The organism is Nocardia sp. NPDC056064, assembly GCF_042266925.1.
Lineage (GTDB): Bacteria > Actinomycetota > Actinomycetes > Mycobacteriales > Mycobacteriaceae > Nocardia.
Genome location: NZ_JBHJWO010000001.1, coordinates 121119 through 134596 on the forward strand (window position 1 = coordinate 121119; position 13478 = coordinate 134596).

The 13478-nt window shown below is 66.1% G+C and carries 17 protein-coding genes and 1 tRNA gene; 10 read left to right on the forward strand and 8 right to left on the reverse strand.

The genetic code is table 11. The features are described 5' to 3' along the window. Positions 1 to 599: 599 nt before the first annotated feature. The 3 genes from ACFC06_RS00580 to ACFC06_RS00590 all read right to left on the reverse strand — a co-directional run bounded on the left by ACFC06_RS00580 (position 600) and on the right by ACFC06_RS00590 (position 3681). A complete protein-coding gene (locus tag ACFC06_RS00580) occupies positions 600 to 2477 on the reverse strand; it encodes a CHAT domain-containing protein (RefSeq protein ID WP_375926014.1) in 1878 nt (625 codons plus the stop codon). Continuing rightward, on the reverse strand, positions 2452 to 2841 hold the full coding sequence (locus ACFC06_RS00585) for a hypothetical protein (protein WP_375926017.1): 390 nt from the start codon (positions 2839 to 2841) through the stop codon (positions 2452 to 2454). Before ACFC06_RS00585 ends, ACFC06_RS00580 begins: the two co-directional genes overlap by 26 nt. 489 nt (positions 2842 to 3330) lie before the next feature. Further along, positions 3331 to 3681: a hypothetical protein gene (locus tag ACFC06_RS00590; RefSeq protein ID WP_375926019.1), complete on the reverse strand. Its 351-nt coding sequence runs from the start codon at positions 3679 to 3681 to the stop codon at positions 3331 to 3333. Between ACFC06_RS00590 and ACFC06_RS00595 the strand changes: the two genes are divergently transcribed. The 3 genes from ACFC06_RS00595 (at position 3665) to xerC (ending at position 5816) form a co-directional block, all read left to right on the forward strand. Next, a complete protein-coding gene (locus ACFC06_RS00595) occupies positions 3665 to 4261 on the forward strand; it encodes a replication initiator (RefSeq protein ID WP_375926022.1) in 597 nt (198 codons plus the stop codon). The two genes, ACFC06_RS00590 and ACFC06_RS00595, sit on opposite strands and share 17 nt — an antisense overlap. Before the next feature lie 125 nt (positions 4262 to 4386). After that, positions 4387 to 4602, forward strand: coding sequence for a helix-turn-helix transcriptional regulator (locus ACFC06_RS00600; RefSeq protein WP_375926025.1), 216 nt, complete (start codon positions 4387 to 4389; stop codon positions 4600 to 4602). Further along, on the forward strand, positions 4602 to 5816 hold the full coding sequence (gene xerC, locus ACFC06_RS00605) for a tyrosine recombinase XerC (protein WP_375926028.1): 1215 nt from the start codon (positions 4602 to 4604) through the stop codon (positions 5814 to 5816). Before ACFC06_RS00600 ends, xerC begins: the two co-directional genes overlap by 1 nt. A gap of 40 nt (positions 5817 to 5856) precedes the next feature. Here xerC and ACFC06_RS00610 read toward each other — a convergent pair. The 3 genes from ACFC06_RS00610 to ACFC06_RS00620 form a co-directional block, all read right to left on the reverse strand. Further along, positions 5857 to 5933, reverse strand: a tRNA-Pro gene (locus ACFC06_RS00610). 90 nt (positions 5934 to 6023) lie between these two features. Continuing rightward, the gene (locus ACFC06_RS00615; protein WP_375926031.1) at positions 6024 to 6713 is read right to left on the reverse strand and encodes an ATP-binding cassette domain-containing protein; all 690 of its coding nucleotides are present in this window, start codon (positions 6711 to 6713) and stop codon (positions 6024 to 6026) included. A gap of 54 nt (positions 6714 to 6767) precedes the next feature. Continuing rightward, positions 6768 to 6974 (reverse strand): hypothetical protein, encoded by a 207-nt coding sequence (locus ACFC06_RS00620; RefSeq protein WP_375926034.1) that lies wholly within the window; start codon positions 6972 to 6974, stop codon positions 6768 to 6770. Positions 6975 to 7179: 205 nt separating this feature from the next. Between ACFC06_RS00620 and ACFC06_RS00625 the strand changes: the two genes are divergently transcribed. The 3 genes from ACFC06_RS00625 (at position 7180) to ACFC06_RS00635 (ending at position 8654) form a co-directional block, all read left to right on the forward strand. Further along, the gene (locus ACFC06_RS00625; protein ID WP_375926037.1) at positions 7180 to 7398 is read left to right on the forward strand and encodes a hypothetical protein; all 219 of its coding nucleotides are present in this window, start codon (positions 7180 to 7182) and stop codon (positions 7396 to 7398) included. A gap of 68 nt (positions 7399 to 7466) precedes the next feature. Further along, positions 7467 to 8222 carry a class I SAM-dependent methyltransferase gene (locus ACFC06_RS00630; protein WP_375926040.1) on the forward strand — a complete coding sequence of 252 codons (756 nt, stop codon included), beginning with the start codon at positions 7467 to 7469 and terminating at the stop codon, positions 8220 to 8222. 21 nt (positions 8223 to 8243) lie between these two features. Continuing rightward, positions 8244 to 8654 carry a cupin domain-containing protein gene (locus ACFC06_RS00635; RefSeq protein ID WP_375926043.1) on the forward strand — a complete coding sequence of 137 codons (411 nt, stop codon included), beginning with the start codon at positions 8244 to 8246 and terminating at the stop codon, positions 8652 to 8654. Positions 8655 to 8693: 39 nt separating this feature from the next. On the opposite strand, the gene ACFC06_RS00640 is transcribed toward ACFC06_RS00635, so the two are convergent. Next, positions 8694 to 9449, reverse strand: a complete 756-nt coding sequence (locus ACFC06_RS00640) for a dienelactone hydrolase family protein (protein WP_375926046.1) — start codon at positions 9447 to 9449, stop codon at positions 8694 to 8696. 201 nt (positions 9450 to 9650) lie between these two features. Here ACFC06_RS00640 and ACFC06_RS00645 point away from each other — a divergent pair, with 201 nt between their 5' ends. The 4 genes from ACFC06_RS00645 to ACFC06_RS00660 all read left to right on the forward strand — a co-directional run bounded on the left by ACFC06_RS00645 (position 9651) and on the right by ACFC06_RS00660 (position 12595). Beyond that, on the forward strand, positions 9651 to 10016 hold the full coding sequence (locus ACFC06_RS00645) for a VOC family protein (RefSeq protein WP_375926049.1): 366 nt from the start codon (positions 9651 to 9653) through the stop codon (positions 10014 to 10016). A gap of 147 nt (positions 10017 to 10163) precedes the next feature. Next, a complete protein-coding gene (locus ACFC06_RS00650) occupies positions 10164 to 10961 on the forward strand; it encodes an SDR family NAD(P)-dependent oxidoreductase (RefSeq protein ID WP_375926052.1) in 798 nt (265 codons plus the stop codon). A gap of 87 nt (positions 10962 to 11048) precedes the next feature. Then, the gene (locus ACFC06_RS00655; protein WP_375926055.1) at positions 11049 to 12071 is read left to right on the forward strand and encodes an alpha/beta hydrolase; all 1023 of its coding nucleotides are present in this window, start codon (positions 11049 to 11051) and stop codon (positions 12069 to 12071) included. After that, the gene (locus ACFC06_RS00660; RefSeq protein ID WP_375926058.1) at positions 12068 to 12595 is read left to right on the forward strand and encodes a hypothetical protein; all 528 of its coding nucleotides are present in this window, start codon (positions 12068 to 12070) and stop codon (positions 12593 to 12595) included. The genes ACFC06_RS00655 and ACFC06_RS00660 overlap by 4 nt, the downstream gene beginning before the upstream one ends. On the opposite strand, the gene ACFC06_RS00665 is transcribed toward ACFC06_RS00660, so the two are convergent. Next, positions 12583 to 13464 carry a hypothetical protein gene (locus tag ACFC06_RS00665; RefSeq protein WP_375926061.1) on the reverse strand — a complete coding sequence of 294 codons (882 nt, stop codon included), beginning with the start codon at positions 13462 to 13464 and terminating at the stop codon, positions 12583 to 12585. The genes ACFC06_RS00660 and ACFC06_RS00665 overlap by 13 nt on opposite strands. Positions 13465 to 13478 lie beyond the last annotated feature (14 nt).

The following is a 13478-nucleotide window of genomic DNA, read 5'->3' on the forward strand; positions in this document are numbered from 1 at the left end:
GCATTTCTGACGTTCGACGACTTCTTGGCCGACACCCACGGCGCGCACGGTGGCGACTACGAAACCGCCGCCATCGTCACCAACCGTTGACCCGAAGTCGACGGCCTGCTCACTTAAGGGGTCTCGATCCGCGTTCCCCGCCGGTGAGATGCCTGGACCCTACGCGGAACGCGGGCAGGAGATCGACTGGAAGGGATCTGGGACGTAGTGGACTTCTGGGAGATCGCCGCCGGCCATGATCTGCTGCTTGACGTTTCGAGGCTTCGGTCGCACCCTGCTGGAGCGACTGAAAGTCTGCTGTACCACCCACGAAAGTGCAGTGCACTCCCCGCATTCGCGGGGATGAGCCCGACTCGAACTTCGCGGTGCCGGAACGCGCGACGCGCTTCCCGTGCGAGCGGGATCAGCCGAGCTGGTGCATGGTCGGGCCACGGAGCCAGCTAGCAGTTGTCGGGTCGTCGACGAAACCCCGTGGGGTACAGCATTGCCGAAGGACCGGCAGGTCTGCGGCAGCTCGGGCTTCGCACAGGGCGATGTTCGGGATCAAACTGTGATTCCCAGCCACGAAGGGCCACACGGTGTGAGGGACGTAGTAGCGATCAATGACCGTAGATGTTGAAGACACCCCATATCGCCGTCGACATTCCTGTCGAACGCGCCTGATCGATAGCCGAGGCGAGTGCCTGGGATGGGTTGGCTCCCGCAGCCAGTCCACGATGGAGTGCTGCCATTAGCTCTACTGTTTCCGTGCTGTCCAGTACCGGGCAGATCGGTGCGATCACCGCACGCGATCCCGACGACAGCAGCACCGTGGGAAACCCGAACTGCTCTGCGGGTGCTCCGTCCACAACGCCGCCTACAGAACACGCTGAGAGTACGACGGTGCCGCCGGGTGCGATCGGGTCACAGCCGGTGAGGTAGTCGTTCAACGACAGGCCTCGGCCGAGTAGGAGATACGAGTTCGGCTCGGGAAAATCGGTCACCAGGCCATGGCAGGCCAGGTGTGCCACCGAACACTGCGACAGCGTGCTGATCAATTGGCGGACGCGGGTTTCGGGCAGCTTGTCCTGAATCATCGTGGCGTCACGGAGTTCTCTGGCTTTGGGCGCGTCGTCCTCGACGGTGGGCTCTTCAGGGGCGTCGGCCGATGCGCCGGGGTCGCGGAGGTTCTCGACGACGGTGTTGTGGATCGCGGCGATCCGATCGGCTTCGATCAGGGTGTACCGGAGATAGTCCTTGTTCTCGGCGGGGTCGATGGCCACGACGGCCGAGTCAGGCTCTCGTCTGGGGTATCCATCGGCGGCATGAAGGGCCATCACACTGGGCGCGACTGTGCAATCGAGCAACGAATACGCTGGCGTTCCCTCGACCTCGGCGGCGAACAGCGGCAGCGCCGACAGACAACCTACCGGGATGAAACACGCGCGTCGCATCTCCGGCCACGCCCTGAGAACCGGAGCCAGTATGAGCGAACCGACACCGGTGAGGACATTGTCGAGAACCTCATTCAACTCCTTCTTGCGCACCTCGAATCGGCGATAGCGGGCGTAGACATCCCGGATCTCGGCGGCCCAGCTCAATGGTTGTCGCACGGTCAAGCCAGGAAGCTCGATGCTGTCTGGTCGCGTGCAATCCGCTTCGTGCGATGGGTAGCGGATCGCGGCTGATCCATGGTGGGTGGCGACGAGGTAGACGATGTCGCGTCCCGATGTCACGGCCGCGGCGCTGCTCGAGCAGTTCCACAGATGCGCGCCGAAGAGGCGGTGCTGCGCGGGTAGCTCGAGCGCGCGTCGCAGTTGAACGCCGAGATAGTCGTCGAACCGCTGACGCGCCTCAGCTACAGATCCGGAATCGGCGGGAAGATCCGGGCCCGCGCTGTCGCTGATCAGCGCGACTTGTTCTTCCAGGGCGACGTGGTGCGCGCTGTGTCCGTCCGGTCCGAGGACGTGCAAGCTGGTTGCGAACTGGGTGGCGTGGAAGGACGAACCGGTCGATGACTCCAGAATCATTCCGGCGTGGGCTGGTAGGCCACGCCGGTGCGCGGCATAAGCCGCGATGTCCTGGATTGAACGCTGGGCCTGCATCATCGCGTAGATCGCCTGGGTGTATCCGGCGAGTTGCTCGGTGTCCATTGCCTCCCGGTTCGGCGGATCCGAGGTGGCGACCTGGGAGTAGAACCCCGATTGCACGAGCCCGAATCTGGCGATCTCGATCCACGGCGGGGTGGGAAGGCGTGCCAGCAACAGGATGTACCAGCGCATGAAATCGACCAGGGTGCAGGCGACCGGCCGCTTCTCGCCCTGGGGGATCATCTCTGCGATCTGCTGGCGAAGTTCGGTGCAGAACTCGAGGATGGTTTCGCGATCCGAACTCTCATACGCGGCCGCGGCGCGTGGTGCGAACGTGTCGGTTCGCTGCTTCATGTCGGCCAGGGAGAACGGTTCGGGTCCGTCAGCCTTGCGACGGAGGAATCTCATCGCGACGCTCCTGCAGTACCTCGTCGATTCGCGCCGCCAGGTCGGCGTCGTCAGGGTTCGAGGCCAGCCATTCGCCGATCGGGATACGACGCCCGTCCCGATCGATGAAATACACCGCGCCGTCGGTCTCGGTAGGGGTGGGCCACCGGGTCAGCACCCATTTCCTGATTGCCGCTATGGCATTCACGACGTGCCTTGTGGCGATGACGACCGAGGTGGTCTCGGCGACCGCATGAGCGATCGTTTCGCGATGTTCGACCGCCCAGAACACCACCTCTACGACGCCTTCGCCGCGCAGGTTGCCGTCGTAGACGTCGAAGCCGTCTTCCGTGAGCGCGGCAGCGAGATCGGGCGGCGCAGTCAAGACAAGTACAGTCAATGCAGTTCTCCTGGGACAGGTTTCACGGAGCAGCCACGATGCGACTTCGATCCAGCGTACGCGCGGATTCGGTGATCGCCCTGTGCTCGTTACAAAATGTCCGATACTTGCCAACGCGTAGTTGCGCTGGTTGTCGAGCGGTGCGATTCGAACAGCACCCTGTGCCGGTCGTACGTTGGAGTCTCGAGGAGATATTCGGTGACGACAGAGCCTGCGCAGCGTGTCGGGAGTCGATTGAAGGGAATGCATTTCGAGCAAGTGGCTGGTGAACATGCAGGTCAGTTAGTGTGCTCCCCGCGCGGGCGGGTATGGGCCAAGGGCCGCGCTCCGGCAACGGATTTCGACTGAACCAGGTCTGGCGGCGGTGGTCAGTTCGGGCGGTGTAACGACCGACGACGCAAGCGTCTCGCGCTGGCGTCACGAGTGCCGCTGTGAGCGCAGCAAAGCGGGTTCACCCTCGCCTGGGTCGGTGGATCAGCCGGTTTCGATGCCTGTTAGGTCAGCGTAACGGTCGTCGTCGGTGAATCCGGTGCAGTCGCAAGCAGGATAGCCTTTGTCGCAGCGGCGGCAGCGTCCGCAGTACAGGCAATGGATGGCGTCGGTTTCGCGGTACCAGCCGCACTCGACGCACGAGCCGTCGGACCACTCCTCCTGGTGTTCCTTCTCGGCCTCGTCGGGCCAGTCGTAGTAGTGGACGTCTCGGAATGTCAGGTTGGAGTACCAGATTCCCTCGATCCAGTGGCCGCGGTTCTCGTTGAGGATGTAGGCCGGTGCCTGGTAGACGGGGTCGACGGTGAGGATGACGCCCTTGTTTTCGGCTGGCACTTTCTGCGACCCCGACACCGGCGATGCCCTGCCGTCCTGGGACGACGCGCTCGCGGTGATGGACTCGGTCGACGAACTCGAACCCGCCCACGTGGTCCGCTTCGGTAAGCAGTCCAAGCCGATTCAGGTTCTCGGTGGCACCGACAAGGCCGAACACCGGGTGCGCTACCTGACCAAATACCTCACCAAGAGCGTCGGGGAACTACTCGAACCCGGCTCACGACGCGTCGCCGAGCATTACGACCGGCTCCACGCCGAACTGTGCGTGACCCCGTGCTCCCCGCGCTGCGGTGTCTGGCTGCGGTACGGGATCGTGCCCAAGGGCGCCAGCGAGAAGACCCAACCCGGTCGCTGCAAGGGCAAGGCACACCGCCGCGACACCCTCGGCCTGCCCGGTCGCCGAGTGCTGGTGTCGAAGAAGTGGACCGGCAAGACCCTCCCGGATCACAAGGCCGAACGCGCCGAGTTCGTTCGGCAACAGCTCGCCGCCGCCGGGATCGTCAAACCCGACACCTCGCACCTGCGCGTGTACCCGGTCCCCCCGGCGACAAAGACGCACCACCGCGTGAACACCTCGTGATCGCCCTGGTCTCGGCCCGCTCGAAATGGCGCGCGGAGTACAACAACGCCCGCCTAGCCCTCGCCGAGAACCTGCCAGGCACAGCGGAATTCGTTCAGCAGTCAGCAGCATAGGAAGGTGGATCGATGAACCCGCGATTGGTAGACGGTCGGTGGTACACGACCGCCGAACTTGCGTCGGTGCTGGGGATCGACAGTTCCAGTCTCCGTCGGTGGCGCACCGCAAACCCGCCGTGCGGTCCCGCGTATGTCCGTGTCTCACCCCGCGTCGTGAAGTACAGCGCCGCGGACGTGGAGACGTGGTTGCAGGGTCTGCGGACCGATCCGGCGGAGGCGGCGTGATGACCGAACAGCGCGTAAATTTGCCTGTAGGAGTGAAGCTTTCAGCCGATATCGAGGAACGCAGCGACTACGGAAAGCGTCCGTTTCGCGCGCGGGTGCGCTGGACCGATCCTCAGACGAAAAAGCGGCCCTCGGTCACCGAACCGTTCGAGACTTACGAACAGGCAGAAGCATGGATTGCTCGCATGAGGCAGCTCGCCATGCAGGGTATCGACCCGAAGACCGCAACCTTGTCGCTGGCCGAATACGGGAACGCCAACATGGATTTGGCACTTCGGGGGCTGGAGAAGAAGACCACCGACCCGTACGGATGCGGCTGGCGTATGCGCGTCGTCCCCACTCTCGGCCACATCCCGATAGGGATGATCACCAACGGCGCGATCGACCGTGCGGTGGTGAGCTGGATCTCCAACGGGACCGGGAAGTCCAGCGTCAAGAACACCCTTGCCGTTCTGGTCCGGGTCATGGAACAGGCGAAACGTGACGGACTGCGACCGGACAACCCGGCCCAGATCCGCGGCTGGCAGAAGCTCTACACCCAGATCGAAGACGAACTCGACGACCCGCGATCGCTCGCGCTTGCGGACTGGTCGTCGCTGGTCACGCTGTCGAATGCGCTGGTTGCGCGGTCGGCTGACGGATACCAGGGTTGGGGTGACGTGGTGACCTTCGCAGCATGCACAGCCTCGCGTATCGGAGAGGTGTCGGGCTGCCGTGTCGGTGATATCGACACCGAAACCTGGACCTGGACTGTCCGTCGACAGACCACGCCCGGTCCCGGCGGACTCGATGACAAGGGCACGAAAGGGAACCGGCGCCGATACGTTCCGCTGATCGAAGAAGTTCGACAGTTGGTTCGCGAGCGCATCGAAGCCGTGGGCGAGACAGACAAAGATGCTCGTCTGTTCGTCGGTCCCCGTGGTGGACGTATCGCCACAGGTGTCCTGCGCGATGCAACCCACTGGGACGACGTGGTTGCCTCGCTGGGTTACGACCATCTCCGCCGCCACGATCTCCGGCACACCGGACTGACCTGGATGGCTGACGCCGGGGTGAGTCTGCACGTACTCCAGAAGATCGCCGGGCACGCCGACAGTCGAACGACCGAGCGGTACATCCATCCGGATCGGCGGGAAGTCACCGAGGCCGGTGACAAGCTATCCAGCCATCTCCGGTCCCGTTCTGGTCCCGCTCTACGGGTGGTAGGCGAATGACAAAAACCCTCTCCGACCGAGGTCAGAGAGGGTTTTTGCATGGTCGGGCTGACAGGATTTGAACCTGCGACCACCTGACCCCCAGTCAGGTGCGCTACCAAGCTGCGCCACAGCCCGTTCTTGCCCCCGTTGCCGGGTGCTCGGAAAGATTACCGCACCTGTCGGCGTAGGTACTAATCGGCTGGTAGATGGGGGTTTCTCGGGGTGTCAGAGGGCTGGGCGGAAGTAGGTCGAGACTCGGGGGTCGGTGGAGGTGGACAGCTCGTTCATCGTGCCTGTCGCGAGGATTCGGCCCTCGTCGAGGATCGCGAGCTGATCGGCGTAACCGGTGGTGGTGAGCATGGGGATGTCGTTGGTGATCACGAGCAGAGCCGCTCCGGTGTCGGCGTATTCGCGTAGCGATTTCCACACGTAGGACGCGGTGCCCCGGTCCAAGGAGGCTGTCGGGTTGTCTGCGATCAGGACGGTTGGGGTGGTGAGGAGGGCGGCGGCGAGTGCTGCGCGTTGAATTTGTCCTGCCGAGTGGTGTCGCGGGAGCCGTTCGAGGGTTGCCGTCGGGTAGCAGGCGGCGGCGCAGGCTCGGGTGACGGTCCATGCGCCGGGTTGTTCCAGCGCGCGGAGTTGCTCGCCGACGGTGCGGTCGGGTGCGAAGGCGTCGATTCCGTCTTGGGGGATGTAGCCGACGGTTCGTTCGATCAGTATCTCGCCGGTGGTTTGCGCGGTCACGGGCAGACGGCCGGTGAGGGCGTAGGCGATCATCGTCTTGCCGGCGCCGGGGCCGCCGAGCAGGGCGGTGATCTGTGCGGCCGGAACATGCAGGCTGACGTCGGTGAGAGTCGTTGCGCTCCAACGGCCGGTGTCGACGTGCACGGTGAGGGATCGCAGTTCGGCTGTCATGAGTTCAGTGTGTCGAGTCCAGCCGACTGGGGGTGAGGTGACGGCGGTGAGGGGCTATTTCGGGATGACGATCGAGCCGCAGTTGTTGGCGCCTACGTAGCAGCCGATTGCGGTGAAGAGGGACTGGAGGGCGGAGGAGCCGGTGGCGGCGGCGAGGTCGCCGGGGGTGAGGGAGGATTCGGCGGTGGCGGGGGCCGCGGTGGTGAGGAGGGCGGCGGTGATCGCGAGGGCTGCGGTGGCGGTGCGGGTGGTGAGGGTCATGGCGGAAGAATACGGAGGGGTTGCCGGCTTCGGGCGCCCCTGAATTCTGGGGCATCGGGGGGATTCGGACGTGCGTCGCGGCTGCCAGGGCATTCTCAGCGGGGCTTGAGTTGGCTTGGAGGAAAGGCCGTGACCATGGGTGATGTCGAGAGTGAACGCCCTGGTGAGCGAGATGACTCATCGGCCGGATTCGAAGGAGAGCTGTATGAATGTCGTGAAGTCGACTACCGCGAAGGTGGCTGTTGCCGGTGGGGTCGCCGCGGCCCTGATCGGGCTCGGTGCGGGGGCGGCGAGTGCGCAGCCGCACGACGGGCCCGAGCAGCAGCGTCCGGGCCATGCTCAGCAGCAGGATCCGGGTCGGGATCACGGGGCGGGGCAGCACGGATTCTGGTTGTTCGATCGGTGGGTGCCGTTGCCCTGGTAGTGGTCCGGATCGCTTGCTGAAATCACGACGAGACCGCGAGGTAGCTCATGTTGAGCGACGATCAGGGGATGACTGGGTTGTTCGACGAGCTGATCGAGGCGGGTGCGTCCGCGGATGTGTCCGGGTGGGATTTCTCCTGGCTGGACGGGAGGGCTACCGAACAGCGGCCCGATTGGGGTTATGGGCGGCTGCTCGCCGGACGGCTGAGTGCGGCGAGCGCGTCGCTGGATATCCAGACCGGGGGCGGCGAGGTGTTGGCCGAGGCTCCGTCGTTTCCGGCGACGGCGGTGGCTACCGAGTCGTGGCCGCCCAATGTCGCGCGGGCGACCCGGTTGCTGCATCCGCGCGGAGTGGTCGTCGTCGCCGACCCGGACGAACCGCCCCTGCCGTTCGGTGACGAGGCGTTCGACCTGGTCACCAGCAGGCATCCGGCCACGATCTGGTGGGAGGAGATCACGCGGGTGCTGCGTCACGGTGGCACCTACTTCGCGCAGCACGTCGGGCCCGCGAGCGCGTTCGAGCTGATCGAGTTCTTTCTCGGACCGCAGCCGGCGGCGCGTCGGGGACGGCACCCCGAGGACGAGGCCGCCGCGGCGGTCGCGGCGGGGTTGCGGATCGTCGATCTGCGCACGGCGCGGCTGCGCATCGAGATCAACGACGTCGCCGCGGCGGTCTACCTGCTGCGCAAGGTGATCTGGTGGGTGCCGGGTTTCAGCGTCGAGAAATACCGGGATCGGCTGCGTGACCTGCACGACCTCATCCAGTCCGACGGTCCCTTCATCGCCCACTCCACTCGCCATCTGATCGAGGCTCGACGCCCCTGATCCGTTCAGTACTGTGGCTTCATGAGCGACGACCGTCCCGAGCTGGCCGCGGAATTGGATCTCCAGCCGCACCCGGAAGGTGGCTGGTTCCGCGAAACCTGGCGTAGTGCGGTGGAATTCGAGCCGCCCGGTTATTCCGGTCACCGAGCGAGCGCGACGGCGATCTATTTCCTGCTGCTGCCGGGCGAACAGTCCGCACCCCACACGGTGCGCTCTGACGAGGTCTGGATGTGGCATCGGGGTGGTCCGCTGCTGCTGCGTATCGGAGACGAGGAGATCGTTCTCGGACCCGATGTCGAGCGGGGTCAGCGGCCGCAGGCGGTGGTCCCCGGTGGGGTGAGTCAGTCCGCTCGTCCGGCCGGTGCGGAGTACACGCTGGTGAGCTGTGTCGTCGCGCCCGGCTTCGACTTCGCCGATTTCCGGCTCGACTGACCCGCGCGCTGGGGAGCGTGCTACGCGCTGGTCAGGGATTCAGCGCAGGACGCGGGTGAACAGCGCGGTCAGTTCGGCCCGGTGCCGGGCGTCGGCCTCGGCGTTGTAGACGTCGGTATCGGATTGGGTGAAGCCGTGGGTGGCACCGGGATACACCTCGGTGCGGAAGGTGGTGCCCGCGGCGGTGAAGGACGCGTCGAGACGGTCGATCTGTTCGGGTGGCAGGCCCGGGTCGGCGTCGGCGTGCGCGAGGTAGACCTCGGCGGTGACCTTGTCGACCACGGTGTGTGGGCTGGTGGGATCGTCCGTGGCGAGTCGGCCGCCGTGGAAACCGGCTACCGCGGCCACCCGGTCCGGATGGGCCGCGGCGGTGTGCAGCGCGTTGCGGACTCCCAGGCAGTATCCGGCGAGACCGACCGGGTTTCCCGTGGTCAGGGGAGAATCCGCCAGCCATCCGAGGTAGGCGGCGGCGTCGGCGACGAGGAGTTCGGGTGTGAGCGCGGTCAGCAGCGGGCGCAGCGCACCGAAGATCTGGCCGCGCCGGTCGGCATCGATGAAGTCGGGGAGGTCGACGACCGGCGCGGAGCCGTTGCGGTACAGCACATTCGGCACGAGCACCGTGAAGCCCAGGGCGGCGAGGCGTTCGGCGTCGCGGTGGACCGCGGGCCGCGGGCCGAAGGCGTCGGCGAACACCAGGACCGCGGGGTGCGGGGCGCCGTCGTCGGGGTGCGCGAGAAAGGCGTCGGCCTTGCCCTCGGCCGCGGCCACGTCGAGAACGAGTGTGCTGACCGCCATGATGCGCCCTCCTGAGGGTGTCGAGTTGGGCACACCCTACTGATCGCGCGGCCGTCGAGCGGTGCTCCGCGCGGGTCGAACCGGCATCCGCGCACACAGCGAATTCGGCGCAGCCGGAGCATATTCGGCGAGCCGGTCGTTGCCGTACTACGGCCGCCGCGATACCCGCTAGGCGCGACACCCCACCCTTAGGGTGGATACATGGCTTCGCCCAAAACGATCCAAGTCACCTTCGACTGCGCCGAACCCGAGCGCCTCGCCCGTTTCTGGTCCGAGGTGCTGGGCTACGAACACCGGGGCTCGGCGTGTGTCGATCCATCCGGTGTGGGCCCGCGCCTGTTCTTCCAGCGTGTACCCGAGGGGAAGGTCGTGAAGAACCGCCTGCACATCGACGTACGCGTCGGCACCGGCCTCGTCGGCGACGAACGCGTCGCAGCCCTGGAAGCCGAATGCGCCCGCCTGACATCACTCGGCGCGACCCGCGTACGACTCCTGCTGGCCGACGGCGTCGAAGAGTCGTGCCTGGTGATGCAAGACATCGAAGGCAACGAATTCTGCCTCGACTGACCGGAGCCGAACCGGGCAATCCATTCGGTCGACGTCACGACACCGCTCCGGTGGCTGATGAAATCCGAACATGTCGGAGCGGGGTGGATATCGATCAGCTCGAGCGGGACCGGGTGATGGTGGGGGCCTGGTTGTTACCGTCGGAAGGTGGATTTGGGACTGGATGGGAAACGGGCGATCGTTACCGGGGCGAGTAAGGGGATCGGGCTCGCTGTTGCTCGGGGGCTCGCGGCGGAGGGGGTGGATCTGGTTCTCGCGGCGCGGTCGGCGCAGCCGTTGATCGACGCGGCGGAGGACATCGCCCGGCAGTCGGGGCGGCGGGTGATCGCGGTGCCGACCGATACCGGCGACGACGAGCAGGTCAGGGCACTCGTCGCGCGGGCGGTCGCGGAGCTGGGTGGGGTGGATATTCTGGTGAACTCGGCCGCCACGCCGTGGAGCGCGGGAGCGGGTGGCGATCTGCAGGCCACGACCGACGAGGTGGTGCGCCGGGAAGTCGAGATCAAGGTGCTCGGGTATCTGCGGACCGCCCGCGCTGTCGCACCCCACCTGGTGGCGCAGGGGTGGGGACGGATCATCAATATCAGCGGACTCGGTGCGCGGCAGGCGAATTCGATCGGCCAGACCATCCGCAATGTGAGCGTGTCCGCGTTGACCAAGAATCTCGCCGACGAGTTGGGCAGGCACGGGGTGAACGTGACCGTCGTGCATCCGGGACTCACCCGCACCGAACGGCTCACCGAACGGCTGACTCGTCAGGCCGAGCAGGACGGCACCGGGGTGGCCGAGCTGGAAGGCCGGCTGGTGAAGAACTCGATTCACCGGATCATCGACGCGAGTGAAGTCGCCGATGTGGTGACATTCCTGGCTTCGCCGCGCAGCGTCGCCATCACCGGCGACGCCATCGCGGCCGGTGGTGGCGTTCCGGGGCCGGTCTACTACTGAACCCGGGCTCATCGGAGGCGTGTCGCACCGGAGAACCGACTTTCCGGATCGACCAAACCGGGCGCGGGGGCAACGCGAACCTCCACCATGCGAATACTGCGATCGATCCACACCGCGACCCTGGCCGGACTCCTGGTGGCGAGCGGAATCGTCGGGCCCGCGAGCATCGCGGCAGCGGAGCCCGCGTCCGCGCACATCGTGTCCGTGGACGACATCGACGGTCGGCAGCAGAACGTGATGGTGTATTCGCCCGCCATGGACAAGCAGATCCCGATTCAGGTGATTCGCGCCGCCGACACCACGACCCCGCGGCCGACGATGTACTTGCTGAACGGTTCCCAAGGCGGACCCGGCGGCAGCGGATGGGACGCGCAGACCGATGCCGTCGGCTTCTTGCGCGACAAGGACGTCAATGTCGTCACCCCGGTCGGCGGAGCCAGCTCGTATTACACCGACTGGGTGCGTGACGACGCGGTTCTCGGCCGCAACAAGTGGCAGACCTTCCTCAACGAGGAACTCCCACCGGTGATCGAGGAGTTCTTGCGAGCCGATGACAACCGGACCCTGGTCGGCGTCTCGATGAGCGGAACCTCGGTACTGAATCTCGCGATCGCCAAGCCGGGCTTCTGGCGCAGCGTGGCCTCCTACAGCGGGTGCGCACAGACCTCGGACCCGATCGGGCAGGAATTCGTCCGCATCACGGTGGAGACCTGGGGCGGTGGGCAGAGCATCGAGAACATGTGGGGGCCACGCACCGGGCCGCTGTGGCGCGCCAACGACCCGCTCGTCAACGCCGAGGGTTTGCGCGGCACCGAGATCTACCTGAGCACCGGCAGCGGGATCCCCGCCGCACCCCACGACACACCGGCCGATCCGCGCGTGCGTGACGGCAGGATTCCGCTGCCGGTACAGATCGCCTTCGGCGGGCCGATCGAGGCGGCGGTGCGTTTCTGCACGGTGAATCTCGCCGACCGGCTGCGCGAGCTGCGCATCCCGGTGACGCTCGACGAACGCCCGGTGGGCACGCATTCGTGGGGGTATTGGGAAGACGATCTGACCCGTTCCTGGCCGTTCCTGGCTCGGTCGATCGGCAGCCGGGAGGATCGATGACCAGCGGTTCGGGCGATATCGTCGTGACGAGCACCGTCCAGCGCGGTGAACGAGAGTTACGCATCGAGATCGCCGATCCACGACAGGATCGGACGACACAGGACTGGCATTGCACGTACCGGGTCGGCTCCGGCCGGGAACGCAAGGTCCGTGGCCCGGACCGGTTGGCCGCCGTCTACGCGGCGCTGCTCGAGATCGAACAGACATCGAATCGGGTCGGATCGCCGGACGGCACCAAGGAATCAGGACGTTCCGGGACGGTGGCCAACGTCCGCGAGTTCGGACCACCGCTGGGAGCGCGTGCGGTCCACACGGCAGCTGGTCCGGTCGTCATCACCCTCGGACGCCCACGTCAGGACCCGAATCGTCGCCACACCTATCTGTGCCCTTTCCGCATCGATGACCGCACCGAGGCCTTCGGACAAGGATTCGATGATTTCCACGCGGTGATGTCCGCGATCCGTGGTGTCGGCGCGATCCTGGGGATTGCGGGCGACTGGCCGATGGCGGGTCACTCGAAGTAGGACGCGAAGTCCTGGAACGGGACCTGACCGGTGGGGCTGGCCTCGACGGCGTCGGCGACCGGTGGCGGGATCGGGGTCGAGTAGGCGGGCATCTCGGCGGCGAGGGCCGGGTTCAGGATGTAGATCAGGGCGAAGTTCACGATCCACAGCGGCGGTGCCATCGACATGCCCACCTCGGTGCGCACGTCGCCCTTGGTATTGGTGACCAGCTGGGCGGCGCCCGAGATCTGTTGTGCCGCGAAGCCGTACGCGGCCTGAACGGTGTAGGCGGATCGGTAGAGGGCGGCCAGGGTGTGTGCCGCGCCGTTGTCGCGCAGCCAGTTCCCGACGAAGCCGCCGGGCGCGATCAAGGTGTTCACCTGGCGGGTGGGCGCGTCGGCGTTGGCCGGGCTCTCCAGCAGTCCGCCGGGGTTCACATACAGCCCGTAACTGGCGAGGACCGAGGGCGTGCGTTGCCCCGCCACGTCGGAGTAGAGGGGGCGACCGACCGTATTGGTGAGGATCTCGACGCAGGCCACGATCACGTCGGCGGCCGCCTGGTCGCCGCCGACGCCGCCTCCGGTGGTGAGGTCGTGGTACTGCTGGTCGGTCAGTGCGTCCGCTCGGTCGAGACCGATCTGGCCGGCGATCCACTCGGCCCGTTCCTGACCGAGTGGCTGGTTGAGCTGGTCCGGGCTGGTCAGCTGGGTGGGGGCCACGTGCTCGTAGGCGGGGTCGCCCGCGAAAGGGAGCGTGAAGCCGGTGGCACCGGAGTCCGCGTTCGGCTGGCCGGAGGCGGTCTGGGGTGCCGTCAAACAGAGTAGGAAAGCGCTGGTCAGCGCCAGTATCGACAGGGCGCCGCGGCGGGCGGTCAGCCGTCTGCTGTGCATGTCTACCTCCCAGA

Coding starts and splice junctions, on each gene's coding strand:
- ACFC06_RS00580 (WP_375926014.1), bottom strand. CDS start 2,477: ATGAGATTCCTCCGTCGCAAGGCTGACGGACCCGAACCGTTCTCCCTG.
- ACFC06_RS00625 (WP_375926037.1), top strand. CDS start 7,180: ATGAATGTCGTGAAGTCGACTACCGCGAAGGTGGCTGTTGCCGGTGGG.
- xerC (WP_375926028.1), top strand. CDS start 4,602: ATGACCGAACAGCGCGTAAATTTGCCTGTAGGAGTGAAGCTTTCAGCC.
- ACFC06_RS00660 (WP_375926058.1), top strand. CDS start 12,068: ATGACCAGCGGTTCGGGCGATATCGTCGTGACGAGCACCGTCCAGCGC.
- ACFC06_RS00665 (WP_375926061.1), bottom strand. CDS start 13,464: ATGCACAGCAGACGGCTGACCGCCCGCCGCGGCGCCCTGTCGATACTG.
- ACFC06_RS00630 (WP_375926040.1), top strand. CDS start 7,467: ATGACTGGGTTGTTCGACGAGCTGATCGAGGCGGGTGCGTCCGCGGAT.
- ACFC06_RS00615 (WP_375926031.1), bottom strand. CDS start 6,713: ATGACAGCCGAACTGCGATCCCTCACCGTGCACGTCGACACCGGCCGT.
- ACFC06_RS00655 (WP_375926055.1), top strand. CDS start 11,049: ATGCGAATACTGCGATCGATCCACACCGCGACCCTGGCCGGACTCCTG.
- ACFC06_RS00635 (WP_375926043.1), top strand. CDS start 8,244: ATGAGCGACGACCGTCCCGAGCTGGCCGCGGAATTGGATCTCCAGCCG.
- ACFC06_RS00645 (WP_375926049.1), top strand. CDS start 9,651: ATGGCTTCGCCCAAAACGATCCAAGTCACCTTCGACTGCGCCGAACCC.
- ACFC06_RS00640 (WP_375926046.1), bottom strand. CDS start 9,449: ATGGCGGTCAGCACACTCGTTCTCGACGTGGCCGCGGCCGAGGGCAAG.
- ACFC06_RS00620 (WP_375926034.1), bottom strand. CDS start 6,974: ATGACCCTCACCACCCGCACCGCCACCGCAGCCCTCGCGATCACCGCC.
- ACFC06_RS00600 (WP_375926025.1), top strand. CDS start 4,387: ATGAACCCGCGATTGGTAGACGGTCGGTGGTACACGACCGCCGAACTT.